This window comes from Frischella japonica, from assembly GCF_014489845.1.
Lineage (GTDB): Bacteria > Pseudomonadota > Gammaproteobacteria > Enterobacterales > Orbaceae > Frischella > Frischella japonica.
In genome coordinates this window covers 1-14,363 of record NZ_JABURY010000007.1, presented here as the reverse complement: position 1 = coordinate 14,363, position 14,363 = coordinate 1, and the positions used below count along the sequence as shown (strand labels likewise).

The following is a 14,363-nucleotide window of genomic DNA, read 5'->3' as shown; positions in this document are numbered from 1 at the left end:
TCTCGCTGTGAGATCGCCATAGGAATTCCTTATTATTTGCAATCAATGTTTATTATTGTTCACTTATTAAGTTTTTTATGCACAATAACGATAAGCAGATTCATTCCTAAAGATAGGTTATTTTTTAATTTAAATCAATTATTTTTTGTACTACTTGTGATAGTAGCCTGTAGTTAATATTGCTAATAAGCTTTAAAAAGCGATTTGGCTAAACAATATTAGCAATGATTCGCGTTGGATTATTAAACAACCAATTATGCACTTTTAGGACGTTTTGACCCTCTTAAATCGCTATAGCCTAACTGCGGTAACCATCCACATTGCGTTTAAGTTATTTGAGCTTTTAAAAACCTTTAGCCTATTTCGCCAAAAGGGTGTGTTTTTTGCTTTAGTAATCAGTTGCACCTACGAAAATTTCATCTAGAAATATATAAAAATTGTATCATCCACCGTGCGCAATACAGCCGTCATCTCTTATAAAAGCAATAGTTTGACTGGATCAAGCAATTTTAATAGGTTTCTCACTTTGTAAAGAGGTTTATGCCTACCACAACCTATATCGCTGAATTTATAAGCTAAACTGTTTGTAGTAAGTTGCTAGTCAGTTTGCCTAAGGCGCCGTATAAAATGAGATGGATAAATACTGATTTTAATATTACAACCTAATATTTCAAATTAATGAAAAAATCAATCTGTATATCTTTCTATACATTGTGTTTTTTCATTAATATTTTGTTGTTTCTTAAGCAATTGACTTATCTTTAATTCACAACCTCTCTCGCTAAAAAACTAAATATCCAATCTCCGGCTGGTTAACCATTTTACTTTTTCCGGATCTCGATGATCAAAAAATTGACTTGTATTTGTATCAAGCGCTGCTATTTGTTGCATATCTTTATCAGAAAGTTCAAAATCCCAGATATTTTGATTTTCGACTATTCGCTCTTTACGAACAGATTTTGCCAAGCTCGCAATGCCTCGTTGTGCTAACCAACGTAAAACCACTTGCCCTATCGTTTTGCCATATTTAACGGCAATTTGACCTAACACCGGATGGGTAAATAAACCATTTTTCCCTTCAGCAAACGGTGCCCAGGCTTGAGGAGTTATGCTCTCTTTTTGCATATAAGCCACTGCTTCATGTTGTTGTTGAAATGGATTAATTTCAATCTGATTCACAGTAGGAATAGTAGTGTGAAAGGCGGTTAAATCAGCTAATCGATCTGGTTGGAAATTACTTACACCGATAGCACGAGCTTTACCTGCTGAATAAAGTTCCTGCATTGCTTGCCAAGCACCATGAACATCGCCATAAGGTTGATGAATCAAATATAGATCAATATAGTCTAATTGCAAACGATTTAATGAGCGTTCAAATTGTGCCTTAGCACCATTGTAATTGGCATCTTGCAACCATAATTTAGTCGTAATAAATAATTCTGCTCGATCAATCCCATGTGCACGAATAGCATTACCAACTTCAGTTTCATTTTGGTAACTTGCTGCTGTATCAATTAACCGATAGCCTGAATCTATTGCATCATGCACTGCTTTTTCACACTCAGCTTGATTATTCATTTGAAAAACACCAAACCCTAAAATAGGCATTTCGATACCATTATTTAATTTTATTTTAGTTAACATAAAGACCCCTCTTTATTTGGAAAAATAAAAATATTATAGTTTCGCCAGCAGTTTAGATAAGGTGGTTATGATGATATTCTATAGTGAAATTTTTTCATTAATGATTTATTTTGAGACTTGTATGGTAATTTAAAAACAACTTAACGATTTTACTGATATCGTTAGGGATTGCATATATTTAAACTATTACGTCAATAAAGATTACTTGCAAGTTTAGAATAATACTTTATCTAAAAAAACTTGATCATGTTTTAATACGTTCAACCCCTTAGCATTAAAACTACCGAAAGCATAAAAATATGAGTAGCTCTGTTACTTTGTTAAAGTTAATTATCTTATTCTTCATAAAATAAAGTACGTTTAATATTTTTTCACTTCCCTTTGATATAAATTTCATATCACCAAATAAGTATTTCGGTATTTTGATTTTTTTATATAGTCTTTTATTCGTTATGTTAATTCAACAATATTGGGATTGTCATTTCAAAATTTACGTTGAGAAAAAAAGCGTTGCAATTCGTTTAACGCACGTTGAATAGGATTTTAAATTATGCAGTCAAATGTCACGCCGGTAGTATATTCAAAACAGCTAAAAACAAAAACAAGTATTATCGTTTCGGCTATTTTAATTATACTTTTAGTCGGTTCAGTTTACATAAGCCAGCTTATTTTTCAGGAAATTTCCAAAAGTTTCAATATAGATATTTTGGAAGCACGCAATGTTTTCAGTTTAGCATGTTGCTTCTATGCAATTTCATTTTTTATTTATGGTCCATTATCAGATCGAATAGCAACAAGATTATTAGTGCTTTTTGGTTGTATCGGAACGGTTTTTTGTCTGGGTATATCGGGTATTATCAGTTCATTTAACCTATTTTTATTTATCATGTCATTATTAGGCTTTTTTGCTGCTGCAGTACCTGCGGCTTTATTTGCATATACAGCTAGAAATACCCCTAACGAAAAATTACCACAAACCATGGGGGTGATGATTTCAGCTTCTATTATTGGCATTATTTTTAGTCGTAGCATGATAGCCATGCTGACAGATTACTGGTCTTGGCAAGTTGCTTTTATGATTTATGCATGTTTAATCATCTGTGCATGTTTTTTTATTCCATTCGCAATAAAAAAAACAAAAAAAACATCTAAATTTAGCATTAGTCGCACTTACATTGATGCAGCAAAATTATTACTAAATCATTCCGTAATTATTTTTCTAATAATCGGTTTTATACTTTTTTTTGTTTATCTTGGATTATCTTCAATTTTAACATTTCATTTAAAAAATGCGCCATTCTATTTATCATCAACTACTTTAGGATGGTTAAATTTTGTCGGGTTAAGTGCAACAATTGGAGCAACACTTACAGGAAAACTGTCACAATTTATGTGTAAAGAACGACTATTAATCATTTGTTTATTATGCGTAATAGCGCCCGTCATAATGATTGGATTTAGCTCAGAATTGTTATACCTAATACTCGGTATTTTTTGTTTATTTCTTGTCGTTTTTGGTATTCAACCCATTCTTATTGCAATGCTTAATCAAATTGTTACCATTCATTCTAGAGGTGCTATATCTTCCTTATACCTTTTGTTCTGCTTAGCTGGCGGTAGCCTTGGAACTTATACATTAGGAATACTTTATGAAAACTGGAATTGGATTAGTGTGATTATTACCTGCATTGTTTTAACATTTTTTAATGCATTCTTAGCTTGGTTAGGAATACAAAGAATAAAAAAATAGATTCTAATTTATGGGAAATTTTATTATGAAAAAAAATTTTTTACATGTTATCACTTTTATATTTTTATCTTTAAATGGAGGAATGAGTATGGCTGAATTAACCACCATGGCAAAATCATTTAATGCTCCGACAGGCATTGCGTTTGATAGTACAGGTGCTATGTATGTAACCAATTGGTCTGGCAATTCAGTTATAAAAATAAAAACGAATGGGGAACGTCAGACCTTTTATTCTGACATTTCATCGCCTGCCGGTATTGTCATTGATAAACAAGATAATATCTATGTGTCATCTTATAGTGATGATTATATTCTAAAAATCACAGCCAATGGTCATGCTCAAAAAATTTCTGAAAATTATCATACACCTACAGGTATAGCATTTTCAAATTCAGGAAAATTACTCATTACCAATCGTTCAGCGGGGGAAATCGTTTCGCTGGATTTAAACAGTGGTAAGAAAGAAATAATCGTACGTGGGCTATCGACACCGGTCGGAGTTACTCAACTCCCTGATAATAGCTTAGTTGTTTCTCAATATAGTGGTCGTCTCACATTAATTGATCCCAATGGTAATAAAACGGAATTAGGTCGTGATTTTAATCGCCCAGGGGTAGGCATTGTGACGATTGCACCTACCCAAGTTGCGGTAATTGATAATGGTGCCAATATGGTGCGCAAAATTGATGTGCGAACTAAAGAGACTAGTACCTTGGTATCATCCTTATCGGGCGCCGTCGCATTAGCATATTACAACAATCATTATTATATAGGGACCTGGGGAGATGGCTCGGTTTATAGATTTGATGAGAATTAATTTTTTAAGATAGTTAGGTAAAATACTTTGCCTTTATTAAACGGTCTAAAATCTCATCACCATAAAATATATTTGTTAAACACTTATTTTTATTACCTTGTTGAAGATACTTATCCTCCATAAATATACTTAGCAAGGTAAATATTAGCCGATATGCTTGTTAGGTAATGTTTACTTTTTTATTTGCTATTAATGATCTTTGCCATATATTATTAGACACATAATCTTCGCAAAAAAAACGGTAAATATATAATCACCGATGAATAGCTTTATTGGCTATAAATAACAATGATAACAAGCTATTTCGAATTTTTTGATGGTTAACCCCGTAAATATTGGTATATCTACACCCAAAAAACAACCCAATTAACCGTTATTGGTTAATTACAGAATGATGGTAAAGTACAAACTAAGCAGTTTGCAACAAAGAATATGTTGATAATTTTATATTTGTGGCTCAAGGTGAGCGAAGCATCCTAACCATAATTAGATTTGTTGTATGTATTAAAAAACTAATGAACATAAAATGTTCGGCATTGATAATCCCAATGTTAAAATTAAAAGACGTCAAATATGTCAAAAAAATTACATTCGGCTAAAATCGATTGTTAGTTAATGTGTAATAGTCTTTATTCAATCTGACTCTGGCGTTATTGTATAGCGTATAAAAGAGTATCGGACATAAATAAAATCGCAAAACAGATAAATTAGAACTTTTAGATAAATTAGCAACACACCTCGGCCATGTCAAAGCTGTAAAGTTATTGGATATGACCGAGTCAATTATTTTGCTATAACTTTAGGGGCTTAATGCTATTTTATTCGAAACCGCATCAAGCAGTATTAAAGCAAAAACTTTTTATAAATCTCTTCGGTCTTACTAAACATGTAGTGATTGATAATCTGTATAAAAAGATAAAGCTTAAAATTTTTTCAAGTTCTGTAATTCATTATCTTTTCACTGCAAAGCATTTTCTTATTTTTAAATCATAAAAAATTTATAATATATTAGCGCTAAAAAACGTTTCTAATTTATCAAAGGGAATTTTATTGGTGGTATTATCATATAAATCAGTATGCACTGCATTAGGAATAATCATTAATTCTTTATTTTTACTGCCAACCTTATTAAACGCATCTTCTGAAAAGTAACGAGAATGCGCTTTTTCACCGGCGATAATTAATGTTGGGCACTCAATTTCATGAGCATGATTCAATAACGACTGATTAATAAATGAAAGTGGCATACTTAACACCCATGAACCATTCGGATTTGAATTGACAGAACGAATATGAAAACCACGTTTAGTGGTATAAAAACGAGAATAATCTGCAATAAATTGTGGTGTTTCATCCGTGATTTGATCAACGGTAATATTGTTTCTTGGATTCAATGTGGCGTAACTATGTTGTGAATCGTCACAGCGGCTATTATTCAATGACTGTTTCATTGCTAATCGTTGCCCTTCTGTCATGCTATCATTATAACCTTTAGAAATAACTCGACTCATATCGTACATGACAACGGTTGCTACCGCTTTAATTCGCGTATCAATCGATGAGGCATTTAAAGCCATACCACCCCAACCACAAATGCCCAAAATGCCAATGTGCTCCCGCTCAACGCAATCTAAAGATCCAATATAATCGATAGCGGCACTAAAATCTTCGGTATAGATTTCAACTGAAGCCTGATTTCGTGGTAATCCACTGCTTTCACCAGTGAAAGAAGGATCAAATGCCAAAGCAAAAAATCCTCGCTCTGCTAGAGTTTGCGCATAAAAACCCGATACCTGCTCTTTTACGGCGCCAAATGGTCCTGCGACAACAATAGCAGATAATTTATCTGGGCTGTTTTTTGGGCGATATAGATCAGCGGCAAGCGTAATGCCATAACGATTCTTAAAAGTAACTTTAAAATGCTCAACTTTATCACTTTGTAGAAAAATCTTATCCCAACGTTGTTCTAACTGAATTGTCTGAGGTGGAACTGTAATAACCGTTTGTGAACAGATATTAGTCATTTCAATATCTCCTAGCTACATTGAAATTAATGTTTTAAATCTAATTAATTAGCATATTTTTTGGAAATCTTCTTCAGATACCGCTTCACACCACTCATTATAGGTATCCTCACCCGGCACTTCGATAGCGATATGGCTAAACCATGAGTCAATCTTAGCGCCATGCCAATGTTTTACATTCGCAGGAATGGTGATAACCATACCGGGCTCTAAACTTATTGGCTTATCCCCATATTTTTGATACCAACCGCTACCAGCGGTACATAATAAAATTTGCCCCCCACCTTGTGATGCATGATGAATATGCCAATTATTTCGACAGCCAGGTTCAAATGTGACATTTGCAACTAATAAGGGAGACTTTGCTGTTAATAAATTTAGATAAGATTGACCAATAAAATATTTAGCATAATTTACATTCGGCTCACCCTGTCCAAATAAATTATGTTTTTCAAATTCAGATTGACTGATTATTTTCATAATAACTATCCTCGTCAGGAAATGATTTAAAGCTATCTGTGTAATAAAACTTATTTTGTGAAACATGGATATATTTACTATATCCATTTGGTTGTAATTTTTTATTGGACTTTTACTGCCCGGTTGAATCGTTCAAATTCGTTTTCACCAATTTTTGATTTTAAAATATTCCCAATGCCATCTAATTGAGTGGGAGATACTCCGACATTTTGCGCAATTTGAACATGAGATTTAATCTGACTAACGGCACCTTGCAAGGTTGATAGCGCAGCTAATGTCGCTATCTCTCTATCTTCATAACTTAAAATATCTCGACCAAAAATATCGCCAAAAAGATGGGCTTTTAAAAATTGATCAATAGTAGGTGAAAAATCCATAATGCCACCCGTAACCGGTTTGCCTACAACTTTTGTTTGAATTTTTGTACCCAATTCTAAAGCGCTTAAATTAGTCGGTAATGGTGCCGAAGTAGAACCAACTGTGTCAGTAATGCCTTCTTTTTGACGTTCTTCTAGTAGCGCTTTAAAGGCACTCAAACCATTTAAACTTCTTGGAAAACCTACATAGGCATAAAGTTGAACTAAAATTTCTTTAATTTCATTAATGGTTAATCCTTGATTCAATCCATCAATTAAAGCTTGCTTTAAGCCAATCATATCGCCTTTAGACATAAAAGCGGAAATAGTAACAATCGATCCTTTTTTTGGTGTTAAAATATTCATAGCCTTTGCCCTTAAACAATTAGTTAATACTGCAAACTTTTGCTAACCACCCTAGATTTTGACTATTAAGTGCGACTAAAAATGATAGATAATTTATTAGATGCTGATGCTAATGTATTTCACTTCGTTTTTTATTATTATAAGATCTGATAATAACATCCAATAGAGCCGATCCTGCCAAAAAGTTGCCTAATCCTATCAGAAATCATATGCTAATAGAGAAATTTAAATAAATAGAGAAATCTCTATGTTAAAAAAAGAAATTAAAAAAATAATGCTAAAAAGAATGCCAACTGTGGGGGATTATCCAACACAAATTAAAAACTTTGGCATTTATAGGCGTGAAGTTGGCAAAAATAAAGATATATGTTTAGAAAATTGTTTTTATCATCCTATGATTACAATGATAATACAAGGTGAAAAAAGCTCTCTACTTGGCACCAAACGTTATCATTATAAACAAGGTGATTATCTTATAACCTCGATTGATATTCCAACGATAAACACAATTAAAAATGCGACGACAAACGCCCCATTTCTTTCATTGTCACTTTTGATTGATAATAAATTAATTAAAGAGTTATTAATAGAATACCCGGAATTAAATAAACCTTGGCAACAAAGTTTTAATGGTATTATTGTCTCAAAGGCTGAAGATGATCTAATCAATGCTTTTTATCGATTGCTCAAGTTGTTGGATAAACCTGAACAAATTTCAGTTTTAGCGCCACTAATCATAAAAGAAATTCATTATCTACTTTTAATCGGCCCATTTGGTGAAGCGCTAATATCAATTTGTATGCCAGAAACAAGAAGTTATCGTATTGCGAATACGATCGATTGGCTAAAAGAGCATTTTAGAGAGCCAATAAAAATGGAACAACTGGCCAATCAAGCGAATATGTCACTCTCTAGCTTTTATCGTCATTTTAAAAAAGTAACAAGTTTAAGCCCGTTGCAGTTTCAAAAACAACTTAGATTACATGAAGCCCGGCGTTTAATGGTCAGCGAGAATATGACAGCGATTCAAGCCAGCTTAAAAGTCGGTTATGAAAGTGCAACACAATTTAATCGTGAATATAAAAACTTATTCAACCAAACACCCTTGCAAGATGTGCTAAAAATACGCAAAGGTTATAAACGGATTTAAATCAAAGCAAATTTACTTGAATATATTCACATAGGTTTAGATTGAACAGCTAAACTTAAAAAGATTAAGCATCATCATGCACTAAGCTTAGGTATGGTGATGAAGCTTTCCCCTTTCAAAATAAGGTTTACAATAGCATAAATGTTTCCAATTTCGATGTTCAACAGTTGGTTATTCAATATTGAATACTAATCAAGTAAAACCAGAAATCAGGAAGGTATTAGAATAATATTGATTAGAATATTTTGATGTTCTTTATCGTATCGATGAAAGATATAAACTATTTACAGAAAACTTGATCAGCAATTCACAACCCTACGCAACTAGTATTAACTAGCTTCTTAATTCGAATAAATTATCAAGTGGTTAAACGGTATAAATAACATTGGTGTTTTTCTGATAAAGATTTTATGATGTAGGATGGTATTATAAAGCTGCTAAATGAATGTATTATCAAATAGAATTATTAGAGCCAGCATTGTTAGTGCAAGATCTAACTTTTAGAGACACTTTTTATTTGATGGGTTATGAATATAAGCAAAGTTTGAATAGCACTCAATAAATTGTTAACAAAGAAATTTTACACATCTTTCGTAAAAACACAATTGACAATTAGAACAAAGTTTTGGCAGTCGTCACAAAAGATTAATTAACTTTATATAAATTTAAGCCGTTTTAGAAGTTTTTATTGTCCCTATCACCTAAATTAGATACTATTAACAAAAATTTAAGAAGAAGGTATGAAAATAATTTTTTGCTTGGAATAATTAGGTTTGTTTGATGTTGATGCGACTGAAATATTAAATTTATTATAGGGCATCTCCTTCAGGACATGAACCACAATAGTAACGAGGGAACATTGGTAATTACAACAGGTGTATTGAGTGAGAAATAGTTTTGATTTACATCTGTAGTTGTACAAACAACACTTATTAAAGCAGTTGATAAAGTACGAATCGTTTAACTACTCTGGGTAATTTCAATAACGTGATATCGTGATAATAAAATCAGCAGCTATCATCATATCCAAATATTTAGCGATAGGTTTTGTTAACTTGTTAAATAAAATAAATAACCATGTAGAAGTTTTTTTTGTAAAATGTTATCTCTCGTGCTTTATGTGTGATAAATTTTACTTAATAAATAGTTAAATACTGTATTATAAATGGTGTTATGTCTTTATATTAATCGTTTAACTCGTTATTTAACAAATTTGAAAAATCTTAATATAATTAAAAATGAAAAAAATCGAAAAAATAATATTTGAAATAAGCAATGGCTGGGCTCGTGATTACAATAGTATTCAGAAAAACAGTACGCATAGGCAATTTTTAGGAAATTTTTTATCTATTCTCTCTTTAAAGGAAATACCAATATCTGTTATTTCAACTAATTTTCCCTCATATGGCGAGGAGAGAATAGAATTTAAAAATCATTTAACATTCTCTTTTCATTCATATGAAAATAAAACTAACACATGGAGCTACAAAGAGTCTCCAATTGTTAATAAGTATTCAATTGATAAAAGTGGTTATTGTGGTTGGTCTGATATTACAATTAATTTTGATAATTATAGAGATCAAATTAATTCAATTAGTATACAGAATGCTGAAAAAATAATATCAGCGCAATATAACAAATTCCTATCCACTAAACTATCAAAATATGAGCAAAACAACAATATCGAAAAACTACCTGAAAGATACGTTTTTTTCCCATTACAAGTTGTTAACGACTCAGCAGCTAAACATGCTAACTTAGATATGATAGAGGTTATTGAGTATATTTCAAAACTAGCAAGTGATTTAAAGTTTAACGTTGTAATCAAAAGACATCCTTTATGCCCATCAAGTGCTATAAAAAATTTACTAAAAATTATTCAAATTGAAAATAAATATATACAGTTATCGGATTCTAATGTTCATGACTTAATTAAAAATTCTCATTCTGTGATTTCTTGCAATTCAGGTGTTAGTCTCGAAGCTTTGATTGCAAATAAAGCCGTCTACTGTTTTGGGAAAAGTGAATGGTATGAGGCATCTAATAAAATAAACAACTTAAGTGATATTAATAAAGTTTTTTCTAATGAATTAACTTATATGAATGATTTTCAAAAAAAAATTGTAGCTTTTTTATTATCTGAATATTGGTGTGACTTTAATGATTTAAATAAAATTGAGAGAATAATAGATAATTGCATTGCAACTTTTAAAGCTAATTCAGGAACCCCAAATAATAGTTCTGAGATAGAATTAATAATAAAACAACAACTTGATTTACAAAGCAAATTATCAGATTTAGAAAGAAATAATAAATTACTAAAAATTGAATCTAATAGATTAAAAGAAATAAATAAAAAATTGCGAAATAATCCAATTATAATTATTAAGATGTTATTAAAAAAATTATTACATTAGCTATAGCCCATTAGTTGGGCTTTTTAGCTAATTCGATTGTTTCTTTTTTCGTATCAATATGGATTAATATGCATTAGTTCCGACTTAATCAGAAAAGAACTTGACGATAAAGGAGGAATTGATTTGCTAATACCAAGGAATCGACGAACACATAAACTTAAAAACCATGTTGATGATCTAACCGAATCGTTCGCTATTCGTTATGCTATTGATTATCCAGCCTATAGTCGGTACCGAACTAGTAACAAGCTAAGCAAACAAGGACTTTTTATTTCGAGAAGTCAATAACACCTACATATAAACAATAGGCATCTAATCCTTGATAACCGTTGACTAAACGTGCTTTCATCGCCTTATAATCCTGACAACTGCTTAATAACAGCAGTAACGCTAATAATACGGCATATTTTAATCGGCTTAATTGCATCTTATTGCTCCTATTGATAGTGATATTCTTGAACCAGCGGCGCTAACTCGATAAGCTCGAGATGACCGTTGTGGTCTTTTCGTGCTTGTGTTTTACCAATGGATTCAATTATAAATAGTAGCCTATTCGATCCGTTCCTATTGAGCGACCTGTACCATAATTATAATAAGTGCCATCCTTTTTAGTTAAGTACACTTGCCCCTCTTGATTCATTTCATCACCATTAAAATGAATATTATAGAACTTAATTTTCCGCAAAGCCGGATGGCTCACCCACTCAGGCACATCATATAAATTATAGGTGAAATCGACTATCGTTTCCGTGGTACGGCCGCCATACAAATCGGTTTCCCGGTCGCGGATATTCGTCACGTCCAAAATTTCTCGCCGACCAAAGCAGAACTGTACATCATTTAAATTTTCAATATTTACAAATCCTGCTGTTCTATTGGTTTTATAATAACGCTTGCCCTCCGGCGTTAAACTATAAAGCGGATACAATTGTCCATCTTTTCCTTCTGCCAAAACTGAGCTTAATAAACCCGCTTGTTCAAACGCAGCTAATCGCTCATTTACTCGAGTTGTATGGGAAATATTTTTACTCTCTTCCAACCAAATATCTAAAGGAGCTGCTAAGTAGGGAAATCCGTTTACCATTCGCCCAACGTACAAACAATAGGCATCTAATCCTTGATAACCGTTGACTAAACGCGCTTTCATCCCCTTATAATCCTGACAACTGCTTAATAACAGCAGTAACGCTAATAATACGGCATATTTTAATCGGCTTAATTGCATCTTATTGCTCCTATTGATAGTGATATTCTTGAACCAGCGGCGCTAAATCGATAAGCTCGTGATGACCGTTGTGGTCTTTTCGTGCTCGTGTCCTATCAATGGATTCAATTATAAATAGTAGCCTATTCGATCCGTTCCTATTGAGCGACCTGTACCATAATTATAATAAGTGCCATCCTTTTTAGTTAAGTACACTTGCCCCTCTTGATTCATTTCATCACCGTTAAAATGAATATTATAGTACTTAATTTTCCGCAAAGCCGGATGGCTCGCCCACTCAGGCACATCATATAAATTGTAGGTGAAATCGACTATCGTTTCCGTGGTTCGGCCACCATACAAATCGGTTTCCCGATCGCGGATATTCGTCACGTCCAAAATCTCTCGCCGACCAAAGCAGAACTGCGCATCTTTTAAATCATCCCGATGATTGACTAAAGCAGCTTTGGGTTGCTTATAATAACGCTTCCCCTCTTCAGTTAAGCTATAAAGCGGATACAATTGTCCATCTTTACCCTCCGCCAGAACTGAGCTTAATAAACCCGCTTGTTCAAATGCCGGTAATAATTCATCCAGTATCTCTTTATCGGAAAGATTTTTACTCTCTTTACTCCAGAGGTTGACGGGTTGGGCTAAATATGGAAATCCTGTTATTCTCCCAACGTACAAACAATAGGCATCTAATCCTTGATAACCGTTGACTAAACGCGCTTTCATCGCCTTATAATCCTGACAACTGCTTAATAACAGCAGTAACGCTAATAATACGGCATATTTTAATCGGCTTAATTGCATCTTATTGCTCCTATTGATAGTGATATTCTTGAACCAGCGGCGCTAACTCGATAACCTCAAGATGACCGTTGTGGTCTTTTCGTGCTTGTGTTTTACCGCTTTGCCAGTATTTTACTTTAAGGTAAATTTCATGTTCACCATAGATTTCAGCCACTTTATAGGTGATTTTATGATGAGTGGTCTTTTGCAACAACGGTAACGGATTGCCCTTATCATCATTGGTTAATATTGTTAACCCGGTCACGGTATCTTTTTTCGGTATTTCAATTGCATCATAATATTCATCTTTAGTTACTCCTTCGGTATTGTCTCTTTTTTTATTAATTATTGGCTCTTTCTTCTCTCCACGCAATGCCACCGTAGTTAACGCACCGAATATCGGTTGAATATCAAGATAACGCCTTTGATTAGTCATCGATAAAACCATCGTTTGACCATTTTTACAGAGATGTAGCACCGCCTCAAGTATACTTATATCAACATCATAATTCGGTAATACCATCTGCACATAAAGACCTTGCATCTTTGACTGTATTTCAGGGAGCCAACTGTTTTTTATCATCGCTAATTCCAAATTTCTATTATGATTAGTGTAGATCCCTTTTCTTAGGCTTTCTACTTGATAAATATGCATATTAGTTTGTTGACTAACTAAGCGTTCCAACTGCGATTCTAAGTAATTTTTTTCTGCTTCGTTAGTGGCGAGTTGCATCTTTTCATAAAATTCTTGGTACGTTTGCTCTAACTTAAGGGTCTTTTGTTGAATATAGGGGATCCTGTCACGATAGGCCATCTCATAACGTTCGCCAAACTCAATATTACAATGCAAGCCTTGTACTGCTGCTAAATAATCATTGGTCGCAATCCCAGTGCCCAATAAATTTGGTGGATAGGCCGGCCACTTTTTATCTTTATATTTCTTGCCAAATAGCGTACGATTCGCCCAATATTCTATCGGCAACCAATCCAAACTCTCGTCGCGAAAAATGTACACTATCATCATAAAGATAACCGATAACACCACTAAGCCTATCGCCCACGGTCCTGCAATTGCGATAATGTTAAACAGTTGTAATAAACCTAAAACCGCTATCACCGTTTGCCCGCCACCACAAATTATTAGCACCCTCCCTGCGGCAACTTCACCATCCTTAATTAAACTTGCCCCCGATGACATGGTATCAAAACCATCAATAATCGCCATAATACCTAAAATTCCGCCACCAACCTTGGCCAAAGCTAATCCGGCTTGAGCACCGCCCCCTTTTAGGATTTTATTCACCCATCTGATGATTTGTCGATTATTCCTTAAATAGGCTGCTAACTTAACCCCTTTAAG

General features: G+C 33.2%; 12 protein-coding genes. 4 read left to right on the top strand and 8 right to left on the bottom strand.

What is annotated here, in order from left to right:
* Positions 1 to 789 precede the first annotated feature (789 nt).
* Complete coding sequence (locus tag FcAc13_RS03695) at positions 790 to 1,644, bottom strand: aldo/keto reductase (protein WP_187754865.1); 855 nt, start codon at positions 1,642 to 1,644, stop codon at positions 790 to 792.
* Positions 1,645 to 2,194: 550 nt separating this feature from the next.
* On the opposite strand from FcAc13_RS03695, the gene FcAc13_RS03690 reads away from it, so the two are divergent.
* Together FcAc13_RS03690 and FcAc13_RS03685 are read left to right on the top strand one after the other, a co-directional pair.
* Positions 2,195 to 3,394: an MFS transporter gene (locus tag FcAc13_RS03690; protein WP_187754864.1), complete on the top strand. Its 1,200-nt coding sequence runs from the start codon at positions 2,195 to 2,197 to the stop codon at positions 3,392 to 3,394.
* A gap of 25 nt (positions 3,395 to 3,419) precedes the next feature.
* Complete coding sequence (locus FcAc13_RS03685) at positions 3,420 to 4,211, top strand: Vgb family protein (protein WP_187754863.1); 792 nt, start codon at positions 3,420 to 3,422, stop codon at positions 4,209 to 4,211.
* Positions 4,212 to 5,209: 998 nt separating this feature from the next.
* On the opposite strand, the gene FcAc13_RS03680 is transcribed toward FcAc13_RS03685, so the two are convergent.
* The 3 genes from FcAc13_RS03680 to FcAc13_RS03670 form a co-directional block, all read right to left on the bottom strand.
* Positions 5,210 to 6,235: an alpha/beta hydrolase gene (locus tag FcAc13_RS03680; RefSeq protein WP_187754862.1), complete on the bottom strand. Its 1,026-nt coding sequence runs from the start codon at positions 6,233 to 6,235 to the stop codon at positions 5,210 to 5,212.
* A gap of 48 nt (positions 6,236 to 6,283) precedes the next feature.
* Positions 6,284 to 6,715 (bottom strand): cupin domain-containing protein, encoded by a 432-nt coding sequence (locus tag FcAc13_RS03675; RefSeq protein ID WP_187754861.1) that lies wholly within the window; start codon positions 6,713 to 6,715, stop codon positions 6,284 to 6,286.
* Positions 6,716 to 6,816: 101 nt separating this feature from the next.
* Entirely contained in the window at positions 6,817 to 7,437 is a 621-nt protein-coding gene (locus FcAc13_RS03670; protein WP_187754860.1) for a carboxymuconolactone decarboxylase family protein, read from the bottom strand.
* A gap of 247 nt (positions 7,438 to 7,684) precedes the next feature.
* Here FcAc13_RS03670 and FcAc13_RS03665 point away from each other — a divergent pair, with 247 nt between their 5' ends.
* On the top strand, positions 7,685 to 8,587 hold the full coding sequence (locus FcAc13_RS03665) for an AraC family transcriptional regulator (RefSeq protein WP_187754859.1): 903 nt from the start codon (positions 7,685 to 7,687) through the stop codon (positions 8,585 to 8,587).
* Positions 8,588 to 9,825: 1,238 nt separating this feature from the next.
* Complete coding sequence (locus tag FcAc13_RS03660) at positions 9,826 to 11,004, top strand: capsular polysaccharide export protein, LipB/KpsS family (RefSeq protein ID WP_187754858.1); 1,179 nt, start codon at positions 9,826 to 9,828, stop codon at positions 11,002 to 11,004.
* Positions 11,005 to 11,272: 268 nt separating this feature from the next.
* Here FcAc13_RS03660 and FcAc13_RS03655 read toward each other — a convergent pair whose 3' ends face one another.
* The 4 genes from FcAc13_RS03655 to FcAc13_RS03640 all read right to left on the bottom strand — a co-directional run.
* On the bottom strand, positions 11,273 to 11,431 hold the full coding sequence (locus FcAc13_RS03655; protein ID WP_187754857.1) for a hypothetical protein: 159 nt from the start codon (positions 11,429 to 11,431) through the stop codon (positions 11,273 to 11,275).
* A 108-nt stretch (positions 11,432 to 11,539) separates the two neighbouring features.
* Positions 11,540 to 12,229, bottom strand: coding sequence for a hypothetical protein (locus tag FcAc13_RS03650; RefSeq protein WP_187754856.1), 690 nt, complete (start codon positions 12,227 to 12,229; stop codon positions 11,540 to 11,542).
* Between the two features lie 108 nt (positions 12,230 to 12,337).
* On the bottom strand, positions 12,338 to 13,024 hold the full coding sequence (locus FcAc13_RS03645; RefSeq protein WP_187754855.1) for a hypothetical protein: 687 nt from the start codon (positions 13,022 to 13,024) through the stop codon (positions 12,338 to 12,340).
* 10 nt (positions 13,025 to 13,034) lie between these two features.
* A partial coding sequence (locus FcAc13_RS03640; RefSeq protein ID WP_187754854.1) for a hypothetical protein occupies positions 13,035 to 14,363 on the bottom strand: 1,329 nt, incomplete at its 5' end.

Bases quoted from the DNA above. Each gene is read 5' to 3' on its own strand.
- FcAc13_RS03670 (WP_187754860.1), bottom strand. From the start codon at position 7,437: ATGAATATTTTAACACCAAAAAAAGGATCGATTGTTACTATTTCCGCT.
- FcAc13_RS03685 (WP_187754863.1), top strand. From the start codon at position 3,420: ATGAAAAAAAATTTTTTACATGTTATCACTTTTATATTTTTATCTTTA.
- FcAc13_RS03675 (WP_187754861.1), bottom strand. From the start codon at position 6,715: ATGAAAATAATCAGTCAATCTGAATTTGAAAAACATAATTTATTTGGA.
- FcAc13_RS03655 (WP_187754857.1), bottom strand. From the start codon at position 11,431: ATGCAATTAAGCCGATTAAAATATGCCGTATTATTAGCGTTACTGCTG.
- FcAc13_RS03660 (WP_187754858.1), top strand. From the start codon at position 9,826: ATGAAAAAAATCGAAAAAATAATATTTGAAATAAGCAATGGCTGGGCT.
- FcAc13_RS03665 (WP_187754859.1), top strand. From the start codon at position 7,685: ATGTTAAAAAAAGAAATTAAAAAAATAATGCTAAAAAGAATGCCAACT.
- FcAc13_RS03680 (WP_187754862.1), bottom strand. From the start codon at position 6,235: ATGACTAATATCTGTTCACAAACGGTTATTACAGTTCCACCTCAGACA.
- FcAc13_RS03695 (WP_187754865.1), bottom strand. From the start codon at position 1,644: ATGTTAACTAAAATAAAATTAAATAATGGTATCGAAATGCCTATTTTA.
- FcAc13_RS03690 (WP_187754864.1), top strand. From the start codon at position 2,195: ATGCAGTCAAATGTCACGCCGGTAGTATATTCAAAACAGCTAAAAACA.
- FcAc13_RS03645 (WP_187754855.1), bottom strand. From the start codon at position 13,024: ATGCAATTAAGCCGATTAAAATATGCCGTATTATTAGCGTTACTGCTG.
- FcAc13_RS03650 (WP_187754856.1), bottom strand. From the start codon at position 12,229: ATGCAATTAAGCCGATTAAAATATGCCGTATTATTAGCGTTACTGCTG.